We start from the raw sequence: 16,409 nt of genomic DNA, 5'->3' as shown, positions 1-16,409 counted from the left end.
CGCACGCGGGTGTGCGAAGATCGCCTCGCTCCCGTACGGCCGGTCACAGGTGAGGCACGGCCCGGCGGGCAGAACCGGCGAGCAGCAGCACGAGCCAGCAGCAGAGGAAGGCCCTACGACATGACCACCCGCGGCCACGCATCCGACGGGGAGGGTATCCCCTCGCTCGCGGACACCTCCGCCCTGCGTGAACCGCCCGCCACGGCGCGCGGCGCCCGGACCCGCGCCGCGCTCGTGGCCGCGGCCCGCGTCGTGTTCGAACGGGACGGTTATCTGGACTCGCGTCTCACCGACATCACCGCCGAGGCGGCCTGCTCGACCGGCACCTTCTACACGTATTTCGCCGGCAAGGAGGAAATCTTCCAGGCCGTGCTCGAAGTCGCGCAGGACGACATGCTGCACCCGGGCATGCCGCGCCTCGACCCCGAGGACAGCTCGCCCGTCGGCGTGATCGAGGCCAGTAACCGGGCCTACTTCGAGGCGTACAAGCGCAACGCGAAGCTGATGCTGATCCTCGACCAGGTCGCCGCCGGCGACTCCGGGTTCCGGGAGGTGAGGCGACGACGGAGCCGCGCGTTCGCCGACCGCAACGCCCGCGCCATCAAGGACCTCCAGGACCGTGGGCTCGCGGACCGCGACCTCGACCCCCTCATGGCGGCGCGGGCGCTCTCGGGCATGGTGAGCCGCATGGCCTACTACGCGTACGGGCTCGGTGAGGACCACACGCTCGACGAGCTGGTCGAGACGTCCACCGCGCTCTGGGCCAACGCCCTCAAGCTCGACAGGAACGCCGAGCGGGCGTGAGAGGAGCGCCGGGCAAGGAGAGCCGCGGCGGCCCAAGGGGCAATCGCGGCAGGCCCCTTGACCGAACGGCACCCGCTCCCGGAGTGTGTGGTGGCTGAGCCGTCCATCTTCCACGGAGGCATGTGTGACCCGTCCGAGAAGTCGTAGAACCCGTAGTGCGGCGGCCGCCGCACTGGCTGCCGGGTTGTTGATGGGGGCGTCGACGGTGGCCTCCGCTGATCCGACAACGTTGTCAGCAGCCAAGACAACGTTGTCCACGTCAGTCGGCTCCCCTGCCTCCGCCGCGAAGCCGTCACTGGTGGACGATCCCGCCGCCTACGTGGACCCGCTCATCGGCACGGGCCGGGGCGGCGAGAGCGTCGGCGAGATCAACAACTTCCCGGGCCCCGCAGCCCCGTTCGGCATGATGCAGTTCTCGCCGGACACGGCAGGCTCGTACGCCGGGTACCAGTACCACAGCGACAAGATCCGCGGCTTCAGCCTCGACCACGCCTCGGTCGGCTGCACGGCCTTCGGCGACGTGCCGATCCTGCCCGTGACCGGAGACGTCGGCCCGGCCCCGTGGGACCGCACCGAGTCCTTCTCGCACGACGACGAGAAGGCCGAACCCGGCTACTACGCGGTCACGCTGGGGGACTCGAAGGTGCGGGCCGAACTGGCCGCCACCACGCGTACGGGACTGGCGCAGTTCACGTTCCCCGAAGGGGCGGACACGGCCCAGGTGCTCGTGAAGGGCGGCGCCAGTCTTGCCGGCGACAAGCGCGCCGACCTGCGCGTCGTCGGCGACCGGCAGGTGACCGGGTCCGCGACGACCGGCAACTTCTGCGGCAAGGGCAACGAGTACACGGTCCACTACGCGATCACCTTCGACCGCCCGTTCACCGCGCACGGCACCTGGGACGGCAAGACCGTCTTCAAGGACAGCGACACCGTGGACGCCCCCAAGGCCGGCGCCTACCTCACCTTCGGCACGGCCGACTCGCGCACGGTGCGGGCCAAGGTCTCCATGTCCTACGTCTCCGTGGACGGCGCCGAGGCCAACATGGCGGCCGAGGTGCCCGGCTGGAGCCTGGACGCCCTGCACCGGCAGACCCGCGACCAGTGGGCCGCCGCGCTGGGCAGGATCCGCGTCGCCGGGCGCGACACCGGTGAGCTCAAGACGTTCTACACCGCGCTGTACCACTCGCTGATGCACCCGAACACGTTCAACGACGCCGACGGACGCTACATCGGCTTCGACGACAAGGTGCGCACACTGCCCTCGGGCCACAACCAGTACGCCAACTTCTCCGACTGGGACACCTACCGCTCGCTGGCGCCCCTCCAGGCGATGCTGTGGCCGAAGCAGGCCAGTGACATGGCGCAGTCGCTCGTCAACGACGCCGAACAGGGCGGCTGGTGGCCCCGCTGGCCCCTGGCCAACGACTACACCGGGCAGATGACGGGCGACAACTCCGTCCCTCTCATCGCGAACCTGTACGCCTTCGGCGCCCGCGACTTCGACCTCAAGAAGGCGCTGAAGTACCTGGTCAAGGGCGCCACTTCGGTGGACGACACCCCGGGCGCGTACAAGGAGCGGCCGGGGATCGGCGAGTACGTCGAGCGCGGCTACATGCCCAACAACGACGCCTCGCGCGGCGACCACCAGCGGGTGGGCGGCTCCGTCACCCTGGAGTGGGCGATCGACGACTTCGCCATCGCGCAGCTCGCGAAGGCCGCGGGTGACAAGGACACCGCCGCGACCTTCACCCGCCGGGGCCAGAACTGGCAGAACATCCTCAACCCCGCCACCGGCTACCTCCAGCCCCGCGGCGAGGACGGCCGCTTCCCGGACGGCCCGGCCTACCAGCCGCCGCCCCCGGGCAAGTTCGGCCAGGACGGCTTCGACGAGGGCAACGCGGCGCAGTACAACTGGCTCGTCCCGCAGAACACCGAGGGCCTGATCGCGGCCATGGGCGGGCGCGACGCGGCCGCCGACCGTCTCGACACCTTCTTCACCAAGCTGAACGCGGGTCCGAACGAGCCCTACATGTGGGCGGGGAACGAGGTCGACTTCGGCGTGCCGTGGGTGTACAACCACCTGGGCATGCCGTGGAAGACGCAGAAGGCCGTGCGTGACGTGGCCACCACCCTGTTCAGCCCCACGCCCGACGGCGAACCCGGCAACGACGACCTCGGAGCCCAGTCCTCCTGGTACGTGTGGGCCGCGCTCGGCCTGTACCCGTCGACACCCGGCACTGCCGATCTCGCCGTGCACAGCCCGCTCTTCGAGCGCGCGGTCCTCGATCTGCCCGCCGAGGGAAGGGAGTTGGACATTCGCGCCCCGCAGGCGTCCGCCGACGCGCCGTACGTCCACGGGCTCGCGCTCGACGGACGCACCTGGGAGCGCACCTACCTCCCGCAGTCCGCGGTGAAGAACGGGGCGCGCCTGGACTTCACCCTGTCCGGCACGCCGGACAAGACCTGGGCGACGTCGGCGAAGGCCGCGCCGCCCTCGTACCGCTCGGGCGAGCGTTCCTTCCTCGCGAGCGCGACGCCCAACGCGGCGTCGGCCGTTCCCGGCGGCGACGGGGCGAAGGTCACCGTCCACGGGCAGCGTCTGGCCGGCCACGACAAGACGCTGACCGTCACCACGAAGGCCCCCGAAGGGCTGACCGTCTCTCCCGCGGGCGGGCCGCTCGGCCTCGACGCGAAGACCGGATCAGGCGCGCTCACCCTGTCCGTGAAGGCCGCGGCCGGCACCGCCGAGGGCTACCACGAGATCCCGGTGACCGTCCGTGGGAAGGGCGGAGCGGACAAGCCCGTTCAGCTCTCCGTGTTCGTGCTCGTCGCCCCTGAGGGCGGTCTCGCGGCCGCGTACGACAACACCGGTTCCTCCGACGACGCCGACCGCGGCCAGGGTGACTACGACGGCGACGGCAACACCTACTCGCGCCAGGGTCTCGAAGCCGCCGGTCTCAAGGGCGGCACGCGCGTCGAGGTGGCCGGCACGTCCTTCGAGTGGCCCGCCGCGCCGCAGGGACGGCCCGACAACGTCGCCGCCGCGGGTCAGCGCATCGACCTGGCGGACCGGGCGAAGGACGCCGGGAAGCTGCTGTTCGTGGGTTCGGCGACGCACGGCGACCAGCGCGGCAGCGCCACGGTGACCTTCACCGACGGCTCCACCGCGACCGCGGACCTGTCGTTCGGCGACTGGACGCTGCCGGGTGGCGGTACGGACCCCGTCTTCGGCAACACCACCGTGGCCCGGACCGACCACCGCAACCAGTCCGGGGGCGCCGGGCCCGCCGCGTACGTCTTCGCCACCAAGCCCTACGACGTACCGGAAGGCAAGCACATCAAGAGCGTGACGCTGCCGGACAACGGCAACCTGCACGTCTTCGCGGTCGGCCTCGGCTGAGGTCACCGGTCCGATCGAGTGCCCGCCTCACGAGGCGGGCACTCGAACGCGGCCGCCGTGTCGATTCGTCCGCGCCGCCGTGCGTCAACTACCGTCGCACCGCGCTCGGGCGCCCGCCCGGGACGCCGCCGGCCATGGTCCGCGCGGGCCATCGAGAGACGGGAATGCCGCCGATGAGCTCGGGGTTCGACGGGCAGACAACGTGCGGTGACGAGCTGCGCACGCCGCTGCGCGACTTCCTGCGCACCGAGACCGGCAGTGCCTCCGTGCTGCTCGTCGCGGCCCTCGCAGCGCTGGCCTGGGCGAACATCGGCCCCGGCACGTACGAGGCGTTCTGGGCAACACACTTCTCCGTGCGGATCGGTACCGCCGGGGTGTCGCTGGAACTGAGGGAGTGGGTCAACAGCGGCCTGATGACGTTGTTCTTCTTCGTCGTCGGCCTGGAGGCGCGGCGCGAGTTCGACATGGGGGAGCTGCGCGAACGCCGCCGCGTCACGCTGCCCCTCGTCGCGGGACTCAGCGGCATGCTCGTCCCCGTCGCCGTCTACCTGGCCGTCAACGCAGGACAGGGCACGGCCCACGGCTGGGGCGCCGCGATGTCCACCGACACGGCGTTCGCCCTCGGCATGCTGGCCCTGTTCGGCAACCGGCTGCCGGGCGGCCTGCGCATCTTCATCCTGACCGTGGCCGTCGTCGACGACTTCGTGGCGCTGATCGTCATCGCCGTCGCCTACAGCGGCCACATCGACGTTCCGGCCCTCCTGGTGGCACTCGGACTGTTCGGCGTGATCCTGCTGGTACGGGCCACCGGCACCCGGCGCGGCTGGGTGTTCGCGCTGTTGGCCGTCGCGACCTGGGTGGCGCTGCTGGAGTCGGGGGTGGACCCCGTCGTGATCGGCCTCGCCATGGGGCTGCTGACCTTCGCGTACCCCGCGAGCCGTACCGCGCTGGAGCGGGCGAGCGGCCTGTTCCGGCTCTTCCGCGAGCAGCCGACCCCCGAACTGGAGCGATCGGTACGCGCCGGCATCGCCTCGGCCCTGTCCCCCAACGAGCGGCTTCAGCGCCTGTACCACCCGTGGACCAGCTATGTGATCGTGCCGCTGTTCGCCCTCGCCAACGCCGGCATCGAGATCAGCGGCGGCGTACTGGCCCGCGCGTTCAGCTCGCCGATCACCCTGGGCATCCTCATCGGCTACGTCCTGGGCAAGCCGCTCGGCATCGTCGGCTCCTCCTGGCTGACGACCCGGCTCAGCCGAGGCCGGCTGCGCCCGTCCGTCGGCTGGGGCGCCACCGCGGCCGGGGGAGCCATCGCGGGCGTCGGGTTCACCGTGGCGCTCCTGATCGCCACCCTCGCCTTCGACGGCGACCAGCTGGCCGAGGCGAAGATCGGCATCCTCAGCGCGGTGGCCGGCGCGTTCCTCATGACCTGGCTGGTCTCCTGGGTCATCGGAACCCTGCCCCGCCCCGTCCGGATGCGTGCCCTGCTCGGAACGGCCGAGGGCATCGTCGACCTGGCCGTGCCGGTCGACCCGGACCGCGATCACGTGCGCGGACCACGGCACGCACCGGTGACGGTCGTCGAGTACGGCGACTTCGAGTGCCCCTACTGCGGACAGGCCGAACCCGTCGTGCGGGAACTGCTCGCCGGCTTCGGCGACATCCGCTACGTGTGGCGGCATCTGCCCCTGAACGACGTGCACCCGCACGCCCAGCTCGCCGCGGAGGCGGCCGAGGCGGCGGGGGAGCAGGGTGCGTACTGGGAGATGCACGACCTGCTGTTCAGCCACCAGGACGCCCTGCGGGCCGCCGACCTCCTGAAGTACGCGGGCGAACTCGGCCTGGACACCGACCGGTTCCACAAGGACCTGCGGGCGCACAGCGGCGGGGGACGGGTCGCGGAGGACCTCGAGTCGGCCGACCTCAGCAGCGTCTCGGGCACACCCACGTTCTTCGTCAACGGACGGCGCCACCACGGGGCGTACGACATCGAAGGGCTGTCGGCGTCGGTGCGGGCGGCCAAGGAGCGGGCGGTGCTGGCCGGCAGGCGGGGGCGCGGGCGTCAGTAGTTCCAGGGACGCTTCTCGCCGGGCCGGATCTCGGCCGCGATGTCGTCGCCGAGCCGGGCGACGGCGGTCCGTCCCTCGATCTCGGTCAGCCACCGGGGTGGCAGGTGTACGTCGCCGTGCAGCGCGCCGAGGATGTTGCCGCACACGGAGCCCGTGGAGTCGCTGTCGCCCGAGTGGTTGACCGAGAGCAGGAACGCGGCCTCGATCGGTGTGCGCGGCGGCTTCGGGTCGCACACCGTGCCCTGCTTGCCGACGTGGAAGGTCTGCGGCCGGGTGCGGGCGAGCGCCGCGTACACGCCGATGGCGAGGGCCTCCTCCGCCACCCAGCCGGCGCCGAGCGTCTCCACCTTCTCGGGAGTCGCCTCGCCCTCTTCCTCGGCGAGCGCGACGGCCCGGCTCAGCGCGGCCGTGGTCTCCTCGTGGCCCCGGTAGCCGGAGAGCAGACGCAGCGTCCGCAGTACCGCGCCCTCCAGGGACTCGCCGTCGACGAGGTGGCTGATGAGGGCGGCGAAGGCGCCGGAGGCGAGATAGCCGGTGGGGTGACCGTGCGTGATCTGGGCGCACTGGGCGGCGAGTTCGAACGACCGGCGGGCGCCCAGGTCCGTCAGCCCGAAGGGCGCGGAGCGCATCACGGCGCCGCAGCCCTTGGAGTCCGGATTCACCGGCCCCGGCTCACCGGTGGGCTTCCCGTACGGATCGGGGGTGAATCCCGCTTCGACGCCGCTCAGGCAGGCGTTGCCCGGCGCGCGGCGCGCGTACAGCCAGGGCTCGTGCCGCAGCCACCCGATGCGGTGGCGCAGGTACTCCTCGGGCGGCGGCCCGGGGTGGTTCTGCGTCTCCAGCCACCGCAGGTACGCGTCGTGCACGATGGCCGCCTCGGCGCCGCCGATGCCCCGGTCCCGGGCGCGGCAGTACCCCCGCAGATGCCCCTCGGCGGTGAACAAAGTCATCTGAGTGTCGTCGCTGACCCGGCCCGTCACACCGTCCGCGTCGGCCACCAGGCCGGTGACCCCGGCCGCGCCGTGCGTGGCGCGGATGGCGTCGAGGGAGAGGAACTCGACGGGGTACCCGAGCGCGTCACCGATCGCGCCGCCGAGGAGACAGCCGCGGACGCGGCTGCGGTGGACGGCGAGATCGGCCCAGGAACGTGTGTGCACGGTGAGCTCCATGGTGGTCGGTCGAAGGCGTCGCACCCATCATCGCCGCAGCGTGTCCCGCGGGGCCGAGCGCCCCGTCAGCGCGCGGACGCGGACGGCGAAGGGGCGCCCGTCGGTGCGTTCGCGGCGCTGTCGTCGGGGGAGAACCACGCCATGCCGATCAGAAGGGACGCGACGAACAGGGCGGCCGCGGCGACGGCCCCGATGACTCTCGGTCTGCGTCTCGCCGCCTCCAGGACGCCGCCGCGCCGGGCCGCCCCGCGGCGCGCCGCCCGGCCGGACGACGGCAGCTGGTAGGTCGTGGACGTGGTCCGGATCTCCGGGGAGGTCTGGAAGTGGGGGGCGGGTGTCGGCGCAGGGGCCACCGGCACAGGCTCCGGGAGGGGTTCGGGGCGGCCCTGCCAGGAGCCCGCACGGAACCAGTCCGTGACCTCCTGGGCCGTCGGCCGGTCCTCCGGCTGCTTGGCCAGCAGGCCGAGCAGATAGTTCTCGAACGACGGAGGCAGCCGGACGCCGAGCCGGCCGGGGGCCACGGGCGCGGCGTCCACGTGCTGGTAGAGCAGGCTGGTCGCGGTGTCGGCCCGGAAGGGAGGGTTTCCGGTCAGGAGTTGATACAGCACGCAGCCCAGCGAGTACACGTCGGACGCCGGGCCCGCGTTCTTGCCGAGAGCGCGCTCGGGCGCGAGGTACAGGCCGGTCCCCACGATCTGACCGGTGGTGGTGAGCCCGGCGGCGGGATCGTCGAGGAAGCGGGCGATGCCGAAGTCGCCCAGCTTGACCGTGCCGTCGGGGGTGAGCAGCAGATTGCCCGGCTTGATGTCCCGGTGCACCACGCCCTGGCGGTGGGCGGCGGCGAGCCCGGCGGCAGCACCGGCCGCGATGTCCGCCACCCGCTCCGGCGCCAGCCGCGCGCCGCCCCCGGTCTCCTGGGCCAGGCTGCCGCCCTCGACGAGTTCCATGACGAGGTAGAAACGGTGCTCCCAGGAGCCGAAGTCGTAGACACCCACCACGTGCGGGTGGCTGAGCGACGCCGAAGTCTGCGCCTCCATACGGAACCTGGCCGCGGCCGAAGGGTCCGCGTCCTGGGTGATGAGCAGTTTCACGGCCACGGGCCGGCCGAGCATCTCGTCGGTCGCCTGCCACACCTCACCCATACCGCCGCGGCCTATGGCCTTGTGCAACCGGTATCGATCCGCCAGCAACAACCTGCGCACCACCCTTGAAAGACAGCCCCGTCAAATTGGTTGCCACGGAACGTAGTTCGCCCCGCGCGAGCGCGAGGACGAGCGGGAGGGGTGTGGCGGGATCAAGGATAAGGCGCGCGGAGAGCCGATGATCACATCGGGCCCGGTGGCTCGTACCGAAGGCGAGAGGCAGTGAGCACACCTTCACGGTGCCTCGTCGGAGCCCCCTGCGCGGGTACGGGCCAAAGGGCCGTGTCGCAGGAGTTCCGCCAGGCCCTGGCGCGTGGCGGCCAGCACCACGCGGTCCTGCGGGCGCAGCACGTACCCGGGGTGGAGGTCCCACACGAGGCCGGCCGGGCGGTCGGGGTCGTCGTCGTCAGGCGACGCGGCCAGGTCGGGGCGGCGCTCGCTCGGCGCCGTGGCGTCGAGCGCGATCACACGCCAGGAGCCGGCCCGGAACGAGTCGGCGACGGTCCGGCCGTCGAGCAGCGGATGTCCCGCCACGTCGAGGGCGGCGAAGAGCAGGACGCTGCGCTCGACGGGGATCGCGCCGAGGATCTGGCGGCCCATCATGGCGCCGGCGAACGCGGGCGCGGCCAGGGTGGAGACACTCCGGCTGCGGGTCAGGGCGAGCGGATGCGCGGAGCGCAGCGTGCGGTAGACGGCGGTCGCGAAACCGTCGTCGAACAGGCGCAGCGCCACCCGCAGGTCGGGCTTGACCGACCGCGCGTGCAGCGCGGCCTCGAGATTGGTGATGTCGCTGCTGGTGAGGGCGAGCAGGGCGTGGGCGCGGTGCACCTTCGCCGCTTCCAGGACGCCTTCCTGCGTGACGTCACCGATGACAGTCGGTACGCGCAGGCGCCGGGCCAGGGCGACGCCGCGTGCCTCGGGGTCCTCCTCCACGCACACGACGGGAATGCCGAGTTCACGCAGGCGGGCAAGGACCCGAGTACCGATCTTGCCGAGGCCCAGCAGCACGACGTGGCCCGACAGCCCGCGCGGCGGGCGGCGCAGGGCCGACGCCGTCCGGAAGGTGCCGAGGGCTTCGAGCACCGCCGCGAGCAGCACGGGCAGCAGGAGCAGCCCGGCGAGCCCCGTCAGGAGTTGGAGGAGCTGGCGGGCGAGCGGCTCCCCGATCGCCGGGTCGTCGATGGCGAACAGGTCCAGGAGCGTGAGGTATCCGGCGTGCAGCGGGTGGTCGCCGGTGGTGGCCCAGGACGCCACGGCCAGACCGAGGACGCTCGTGACGAGTCCGGCGAGGGACCAGCGCAGCCGACGCGAGAACAACGAGCTGAGAGGCATACGGCGGCTGGTCGTGCGGCCGTTGGGTGCGGCGACGGCGGGGGAGACGGCTTCCAGGACCACCGTGCCGCGCCCGGTGGCCGCGGCGACCGTGCGTTCGTCGGGCAGCAGCAGAGGGCCCTCCGCGCCGCCCACGTCCGAACCCTCCGCGCCCGCCGGATCGTTGGCGGTCGCGGACAGCAGGGCGAGGGTGCACAGGCCCGGGTCGGCGACCTCGCCCCGGCCCGGCGGCGTGCGCTCCACGGCGCGCAGCAGGAGCCCGTCGGCCTGGACGACCTTGCTGGTACCGGCGACGGCGGTGGCCGCGAGCGCCGGCGCCGCGGTGTCGGCGTCGGACAGGACGGTCGTCGTGGTGTCCAGTGCCTCGGGGTCGACGCCGGGGGCGGAGAGCGCGGCTGCCTGATCGAGGAGGTGTTCCAGGTGCTGGCCGAGCTTGCGGTTGTAGAGCCGGATGACCAGGCGCAGCTGGGGGTTGAGACGGCGGGCGGCCAGGGCGGCCCGGATGTTGGTCTCGTCGTCGCCGTGGACGAGGGCCAGCGCGGCGGCGTCGGACACGCCCGCCTCGGCCAGCGCCTCCTCGTCGAGTTCCGGTGCCTCCAGGACCCGTGGCGGCGGAACGCTGTCGTCGGCCACGGCGGACACCGTACGGTTCACGACCGCCTGCATCCGCGAGAGCAGGGTGGCCGCCCGCGCCCGCCCGACGGGACCGGCACCCTGTCTGGTGACGCGCACGGAGGGCACGACGACCGTGACCCGCTCGCCGTACACGGCGCGCAGTTCGGCGGCGAGCCGCTCGGCGAGCGCGTCACCACCGCACACGATCATGTGGCCGGTCGGCGGGGCCTGTTGAGGCTGGCGGGGCAGGGTGGTCATGGCAACAGTCAAGTGGACGGGAGCGCCGGGTCACACATCGGGCCCCGATTTGTGTGCGTGCGGGCGTGTCGCGCGTGTGCCAGGAGGACCCGGCGGCTCTCAGTCCGTACGCCCCGTGGCCCCGGACCGGTCGCCCGGCAGGCGCCACCCGTGGTCGACCGGGCCGATGCCCGACCCCAGCGCGAACCCGGCGGCGATCGCCCCCGTGACGTACTCCTTCGCCAGACGGACGGACTCCGGAACGGGCAGGCCGTGGGCGAGACCCACGGCGACGGCCGACGCCAGGGTGCATCCGGTGCCGTGCGTGTGCCGGTTGTCGTGGCGGGGAGCGCGCAGCCAGTGCTCCTCGGTGCCGTCGGTGAGCAGATCCACGGCCGCCCCGGGCAGATGGCCGCCCTTGACGACCACCCAGCGCGGGCCGAACGCGAGGAGCCGTTCCGCGGCACGGCGCATGCCCGCGTCGTCGGCGACGGCGAGGCCGGTCAGCTGAGCCACCTCGTCCAGGTTCGGCGTGGCCACCGTCGCGACCGGCAGCAGCTTGGTGCGCACCGCGTCGAGCGCGTCCTCGGCGAGCAGCGGATCGCCGTGCTTGGAGACACTCACCGGGTCCACCACCACGGGGGCGTCCGTACCGGCGAGCAGTTCTGCCACCGTCTCGACGAGCACCGGCGACGAGAGCATCCCCGTCTTGACCGCCTGGACGCCGATGTCGTCCACGACGCTGCGGTACTGCGCGCGCACCGCGTCGACGGGGAGCTCCCACGCTCCCTGGACCCCCAGGGAGTTCTGCGCGGTGACGGCGGTCAGGACGCTCATGCCGTGGGCGCCGAGCGCCAGCATCGTCTTGAGGTCGGCCTGGATCCCGGCGCCACCGCCCGAGTCCGAACCGGCGACGGTCAGGACGCGGGGCGGCGCGACGCGTCGGGTGCTCACGGGCACGGTCATGTGCGGGCCTCCTCGTGCGGTGCGGTCCGGGTGTCGGCGGTCGGGCGGCGCAGCCTGAGGGGCGCGTACACGACGAGTGCGGCGACGAAGGCCACGTAGTACGCGAGGTCGGCGCCGTGCAGGGCCTTCGCGACCGGCCCCACGTACAGGCCGCTGTCCATGAACGGGACCGCGGCGGCGAAGGCGGCGACGAAGGCGAGGAGTCCGGGCCACCAGGGCTGCGGCCGTGCGCTCTCGGCGGCGAGGTCGACCGGCGCGCCGCCCCGGGCCCTGGCGCGCGCGAACCAGTCGACGGCCACGACCGCGACGAAGCCGGGGATCCAGTAGCCGACGAACAGCAGGACGTTCTGGAAGCGGGCCGCGGTGTCGGCCGCGTGCATCCACAGCACCAGCGGGAAGCCGAGCACCGCGGCGAGCGCCGCGGCGAGCGGCCGCGGGACCCGGACGCCGATCGTCTGCAGGGCCAGCGAGCCGCTGTAGTCGTTCATGGCGTTGCTGCACAGGGCCGCGAGCGCCACGGCCAGCAGCCCGAAGGAGCCGAGCACGCCCCCGCCGAGAAGCTCGTCGACCCCGCGCGCGGTCTGGTCGGTGAACACGGAGGCGCCCCACAGCCCGAGCGCCTGGACGGCGACGAAGGAGACCGTGACGCCGAGGAGCGTGAACCAGAACATGCGCTGACGGGAGGTGGCGGCCGGAAGATAGCGGCTGAAGTCGCTGGCGTAGGGGGCCCAGGACAGGGACAGGCTGAGCGCGATCGTGCTCGTCAGGACGAACGCGCCGGCCCGGTCGGCGCCGTGCGCGGCCCCGGTGGTGACCGGATGGACACCGTCGAGAAGCTTGACGGCCAGGACCACGAACGCGGCGGCCAGGACGAAGGTCATCAGCTTCTGCAGGCGGTGGACGGCCTCGTAGCCGAGCACACCGAGCGCACCCTGCGCCAGCATCATCACGAGCACGCCGACCCAGAAGGGCCAGCCGCACAGCCTGGCGAGCGCGTCGCCGCCGAACAGGCCGATCAGCGCGTCCCAGGCGACCGACGACAGCCACTGCAGGGCGCCGGGCACCGCGACGGCCCGGCCGAACGCGAGCCGCGCCAGCGGAAGCTGTCCCGCGCCGGTCGCGCTGCCCCACGTACCGAGATACGCGGTGGGCACGGCGCCGACGAGCGTGCCGAAGACGACGGCGGCCAGCGCGGTGGCGAAGTCCAGGCCGAGTGCGATGCCGACGGTGCCGGTGAAGACCCCGGTCATGGTCAGGTTCGGGGCGAACCACACGGTGAACAGGCGCCCGGCGCCGCCGTAGCGGTGGCTCTCGGGGACCGGCGCGATCCCGCGCGCCTCGACCCGCAGGTCACCGGGCGCGGCGGGCATCCGCCCGTCGAAGACGGAGCGCGGTCCGGTGGACCCGGTGCTGCTCGGGGCATGGGGCAACGACATTGGCTGACATCCCTCCGCCAGTGCTAACTGGTTCAGGTTCGACGGGTGTGATCTCAGCCCTCGTGCGGGGCACCCCGTGTCCGGTACGTCGGCAAGGGTAGCTTCCCTGTCCCGGGAGGCAACCCCGGGGGGAGGGGCGACGTCCGCTGCGTGGGTGGCGCGCACCCGCCGCGTGAAATTCGTTCGAGGAGTGCCGCACACCCCCGTACCGTGATCGATTCGAATGATCGCGGACGGTCCGGGCACCCCTGCCCGGCGGTCCGCGTCCCCAGGGACATGCGAAGGAAAGGACGGGACACGATGGAGCAGCGCCACGGTGAGGCCGACGAACGGTTCGGGGCCGTCGCCGACGCGTTCGCGCGGAACTTCACGGAGTTCCCCGAACTCGGCGCCGCCGTCACGGTGTTCGCCGAGGGACGCAAGGTCGTCGACCTGTGGGGCGGAGTCGCGGACGAGCGGACCGGGCGTGCCTGGGAACAGGACACCACCGTCCCCGTCTTCTCCGTGGCCAAGGGCCTGGTGAGCGTCAGCGCGCAGCTCCTCGCCCAGGAGGGGCGGCTCGACCTCGACGCGCCGGTCGGCCGGTACTGGCCCGAGTTCGCACAGCACGGCAAGGAGACCGTCACCACGCGCATGGTGCTCGGGCACCGGGCGGGAGTCCCCGCCCTCGACCCGGTGCTCTCCTTCGAGGAGATCGCCGCGTGGACGCCGGTGATCCGCGCGATCGAGGAGCAGAAGCCGCTGTGGGAGCCCGGCACCGCGTACGAGTACCACGGCCATGTCTTCGGCTTCCTCGTCGGCGAGGTGATCCGGCGGATCACGGGCCTCACCCCGGGCGCGTACTTCCGCCGCGCGGTCGGTGACCCGCTCGGGCTGCGTGCCTGGATCGGGCTGCCCGCCGGAGAGTCGGCACGCGTGGCCCGGCTCGCCGAGGCCGAGGGGCGTCCCGCGATGCCGGGGCCCGAGCATCTGCTCACGCGCATCGTGACGATGAACGGCGCGCTGGCCTTTCCGGGCCTCGACGAGCCGCACGGCTGGAACGACCCCGAGCTGCACGCCGTGGAACTGCCCGGGGCCGGCGCCGTCGCCTCCGCGAGCGGTCTCGCCCGTCTCTACGCGGCGGCCGTCACCGGGGTCGGGGGCCGCGAACGGCTGCTCACGGCGGACACGGTGACCGACGCGCTGCGCGAGCTGTCCTCCGGCGAGGGCTGGCTCGGCTTCGACGCCGGAGCGGGCTGGGGCTCGGGCTTCCTGCTCGACTCGCCGTCCTTCCGCCCGATGCTCGGCGCCCGCAGCTTCGGGAACGACGGAGCCGGAGGCCAATTCGCCTTCGGTGACGACGAGTTCGGGGTGGGCTTCGCCTATGTGGCCAATCGCATGATCGGCCACGGCGACGCCCGAGCCAACCGCCTGATCGCGGCGGTGCGCGCGTGCCTCGGCGCGTGACGCCGTCGCGGTGGGGACGTCCCGTCGTCCCCACCGCGTTCAGCTGGTCTAGCCGTATTGAGCATGAGCGTTGTTGATACGCGCGGGAGGAAGCGGTTGTCTGGACTGTTCTGACCTGCCGGTTCCCGCGGGCCCGCATGGTCGGCCTCAGCTGGGATGTCTCTGGTTGTCGAGGTATTCCTTGTTGCTCGACGGCGGGGCGCCTCCGCACGTGGCGGCAAAGTTTTGAGGGTGACCAGATGTGGTCACCTCAGAGGTACGTGCGGATATGCCGGGGAAGCTCCTGGCGGAGTCTGCGGGCGGAGATGCCCCTTGGGGGGAGCCGACCAGCTGGGACCGGAGACCTTGGGCGGGTGGTGCACCAGCAGGTGCACGTGGTCGGTCGCACTGTTGAACTTGGCCAACTCTGTTTCGAAGTCCGCGCAGACGGCGCGCATGACTTCCTCGCGGCGTTCAAGGATCTCGTCGGTGAACGGTCCGCGCCGATACTTGAGTGTGAAGACCAAGTGGGCGTGGAGAGTGTGGACGACCGTGCAACCCCTACGAATATTGGGATTTGGCTCCCAGTGTGGTGACATAGATCGTTACGATCGCCCGTGTGAAGGTCGTGACGCAGGTCAAACTCATGCCGGATGCCGTGCAGGTATCCGCGCTTAAGCGCACCCTGCGCACGGTCAATGACGCCGCGAACTGGGTTTCGGCGGTGGCGTTCGAGCGCGGTGTGCCGCGTGAGTATGAGCTGCGCAGGCACACCTACGCCGAACTGCGGTCGCGAGGGCTGGGGGCGCAGGCAGCGCAGCACGTGATCAAGAAGACCCGCGATGCCTACACGACGCTCAGGGCCAGCATCCGCGCTGGGAATCTCGGCAGGCCTGGATCGAAGCGTCGTACCAAGGCTGAGTCCAAGCCCATCGTCTTTAGGCCCCAGGCTGCGCAGCCGTATGACGACCGGTGTTTGAGCTGGCAGTACGAAGCGCAGACGGTGAGTATCTGGACAATCTCCGGGCGTATCAAGAACGTCCGCTTTGCCTGTTCGGCTGGCGCACTCAAGACGCTGCAGGAGCACCGGCAGGGTGAATCGGACCTGGTCGAACGCGACGGCGTGTTCTATCTGCTGGCGACCTGCGAGGTGCCCGAGACCGAGCAGTACGAGCCCGCCCATTTCATCGGCGTGGATCTGGGAATCGTCAACATCGCCACTACGTCCACCGGCCACAAGAGTGCCGGGCGGGACCTGAACCGGCACCGTAAGCGGCACCTCGATCTGCGCAGGAAGCTGCAGGCCAAGGGCAGCAAGTCCGCCAAGCGGCTGTTGAAGAAGCGTAACCGGCGTGAACAGCGTCACGCGAAGAACCAGAACCACATCATCGCGAAGACGATCGTGACCGAGGCTGAACGCACCTCGGCCGGGATCTCCCTGGAGGAACTCAAGGGAATCCGGCAGAGGGTACGGCTCCGCAAGCCCCAACGGGTCGCACTGCACTCCTGGGCGTTTGCCCAGCTCGCAGGCTTCATCGTCTACAAGGCCCGCAGGGCCGGTGTCCCCGTGGTCTTCGTCGATCCCGCCTACACCTCGCAGCAGTGCTGCGAGTGCGGCCACATCGACAAGAAGAACCGGGCAAGCCAGGCCCTGTTCACGTGCCGGAACTGCGGGGTCGTTGCCCACGCAGACCGGAATGCTTCCCGCAACATCGCCCGCAAGGGCGAGGCTGTGTGGACTGCGGGGCGTGAGTCACGCGTCCCTGCCACCCTGTAAGGGTGGCTGGACGGAGGAGCCCACCCGACAGCCAGTCGGG

The 16,409-nt window shown here is 71.7% G+C and carries 11 protein-coding genes and 1 riboswitch; of the genes, 5 read left to right on the top strand and 6 right to left on the bottom strand.

The features are described from left to right. The first annotated feature begins 120 nt into the window (after nt 1–120). The 3 genes from ACFC96_RS39860 to nhaA all read left to right on the top strand — a co-directional run bounded on the left by ACFC96_RS39860 (nt 121) and on the right by nhaA (nt 6,270). Complete coding sequence (locus tag ACFC96_RS39860) at nt 121–804, top strand: TetR/AcrR family transcriptional regulator (RefSeq protein WP_340457656.1); 684 nt, start codon at nt 121–123, stop codon at nt 802–804. A gap of 250 nt (nt 805–1,054) precedes the next feature. Continuing rightward, on the top strand, nt 1,055–4,204 hold the full coding sequence (locus ACFC96_RS39855; protein WP_376617202.1) for a GH92 family glycosyl hydrolase: 3,150 nt from the start codon (nt 1,055–1,057) through the stop codon (nt 4,202–4,204). Between the two features lie 164 nt (nt 4,205–4,368). Further along, nucleotides 4,369–6,270 (top strand): Na+/H+ antiporter NhaA, encoded by a 1,902-nt coding sequence (gene nhaA / locus ACFC96_RS39850; RefSeq protein ID WP_376617200.1) that lies wholly within the window; start codon nt 4,369–4,371, stop codon nt 6,268–6,270. Here nhaA and ACFC96_RS39845 read toward each other — a convergent pair. The 5 genes from ACFC96_RS39845 to ACFC96_RS39825 all read right to left on the bottom strand — a co-directional run bounded on the left by ACFC96_RS39845 (nt 6,264) and on the right by ACFC96_RS39825 (nt 13,167). After that, a complete protein-coding gene (locus tag ACFC96_RS39845; RefSeq protein ID WP_376617199.1) occupies nt 6,264–7,427 on the bottom strand; it encodes an ADP-ribosylglycohydrolase family protein in 1,164 nt (387 codons plus the stop codon). The genes nhaA and ACFC96_RS39845 overlap by 7 nt on opposite strands. A 77-nt stretch (nt 7,428–7,504) precedes the next feature. Next, nucleotides 7,505–8,608 carry a serine/threonine-protein kinase gene (locus tag ACFC96_RS39840; protein ID WP_376268312.1) on the bottom strand — a complete coding sequence of 368 codons (1,104 nt, stop codon included), beginning with the start codon at nt 8,606–8,608 and terminating at the stop codon, nt 7,505–7,507. A gap of 207 nt (nt 8,609–8,815) precedes the next feature. Next, on the bottom strand, nt 8,816–10,786 hold the full coding sequence (locus ACFC96_RS39835) for an NAD-binding protein (RefSeq protein WP_376617197.1): 1,971 nt from the start codon (nt 10,784–10,786) through the stop codon (nt 8,816–8,818). Nucleotides 10,787–10,885: 99 nt separating this feature from the next. Then, a complete protein-coding gene (gene thiD, locus ACFC96_RS39830) occupies nt 10,886–11,731 on the bottom strand; it encodes a bifunctional hydroxymethylpyrimidine kinase/phosphomethylpyrimidine kinase (protein WP_376268315.1) in 846 nt (281 codons plus the stop codon). Next, a complete protein-coding gene (locus tag ACFC96_RS39825; protein ID WP_376617195.1) occupies nt 11,728–13,167 on the bottom strand; it encodes a purine-cytosine permease family protein in 1,440 nt (479 codons plus the stop codon). The genes thiD and ACFC96_RS39825 overlap by 4 nt, the downstream gene beginning before the upstream one ends. Next, nucleotides 13,160–13,254, bottom strand: a riboswitch (TPP riboswitch). It overlaps the preceding gene by 8 nt. 213 nt (nt 13,255–13,467) lie before the next feature. Here ACFC96_RS39825 and ACFC96_RS39820 point away from each other — a divergent pair. Next, nucleotides 13,468–14,613: a serine hydrolase domain-containing protein gene (locus ACFC96_RS39820; RefSeq protein WP_376617193.1), complete on the top strand. Its 1,146-nt coding sequence runs from the start codon at nt 13,468–13,470 to the stop codon at nt 14,611–14,613. Nucleotides 14,614–14,858: 245 nt separating this feature from the next. On the opposite strand, the gene tnpA is transcribed toward ACFC96_RS39820, so the two are convergent. Further along, complete coding sequence (gene tnpA, locus ACFC96_RS39815) at nt 14,859–15,191, bottom strand: IS200/IS605 family transposase (protein WP_376227931.1); 333 nt, start codon at nt 15,189–15,191, stop codon at nt 14,859–14,861. A 47-nt stretch (nt 15,192–15,238) separates the two neighbouring features. On the opposite strand from tnpA, the gene ACFC96_RS39810 reads away from it, so the two are divergent. After that, entirely contained in the window at nt 15,239–16,369 is a 1,131-nt protein-coding gene (locus tag ACFC96_RS39810) for an RNA-guided endonuclease InsQ/TnpB family protein (RefSeq protein WP_376617293.1), read from the top strand. Nucleotides 16,370–16,409: the final 40 nt, after the last annotated feature.

The sequence above is a fragment of the Streptomyces sp. NPDC055955 genome (assembly GCF_042270245.1).
Taxonomy (GTDB): Bacteria; Actinomycetota; Actinomycetes; order Streptomycetales; family Streptomycetaceae; genus Streptomyces.
Note: the sequence above shows the minus strand (reverse complement) of the source record. Positions and strands in the feature narration are given on the sequence as shown.

What these genes read in the sequence shown, in the direction of transcription:
- ACFC96_RS39860 (WP_340457656.1), top strand. Translation starts at nt 121, where the DNA reads ATGACCACCCGCGGCCACGCATCCGACGGGGAGGGTATCCCCTCGCTC.
- thiD (WP_376268315.1), bottom strand. Translation starts at nt 11,731, where the DNA reads ATGACCGTGCCCGTGAGCACCCGACGCGTCGCGCCGCCCCGCGTCCTG.
- ACFC96_RS39820 (WP_376617193.1), top strand. Translation starts at nt 13,468, where the DNA reads ATGGAGCAGCGCCACGGTGAGGCCGACGAACGGTTCGGGGCCGTCGCC.
- ACFC96_RS39810 (WP_376617293.1), top strand. Translation starts at nt 15,239, where the DNA reads ATGCCGGATGCCGTGCAGGTATCCGCGCTTAAGCGCACCCTGCGCACG.
- ACFC96_RS39825 (WP_376617195.1), bottom strand. Translation starts at nt 13,167, where the DNA reads ATGTCGTTGCCCCATGCCCCGAGCAGCACCGGGTCCACCGGACCGCGC.
- nhaA (WP_376617200.1), top strand. Translation starts at nt 4,369, where the DNA reads ATGCCGCCGATGAGCTCGGGGTTCGACGGGCAGACAACGTGCGGTGAC.
- ACFC96_RS39835 (WP_376617197.1), bottom strand. Translation starts at nt 10,786, where the DNA reads ATGACCACCCTGCCCCGCCAGCCTCAACAGGCCCCGCCGACCGGCCAC.
- tnpA (WP_376227931.1), bottom strand. Translation starts at nt 15,191, where the DNA reads ATGTCACCACACTGGGAGCCAAATCCCAATATTCGTAGGGGTTGCACG.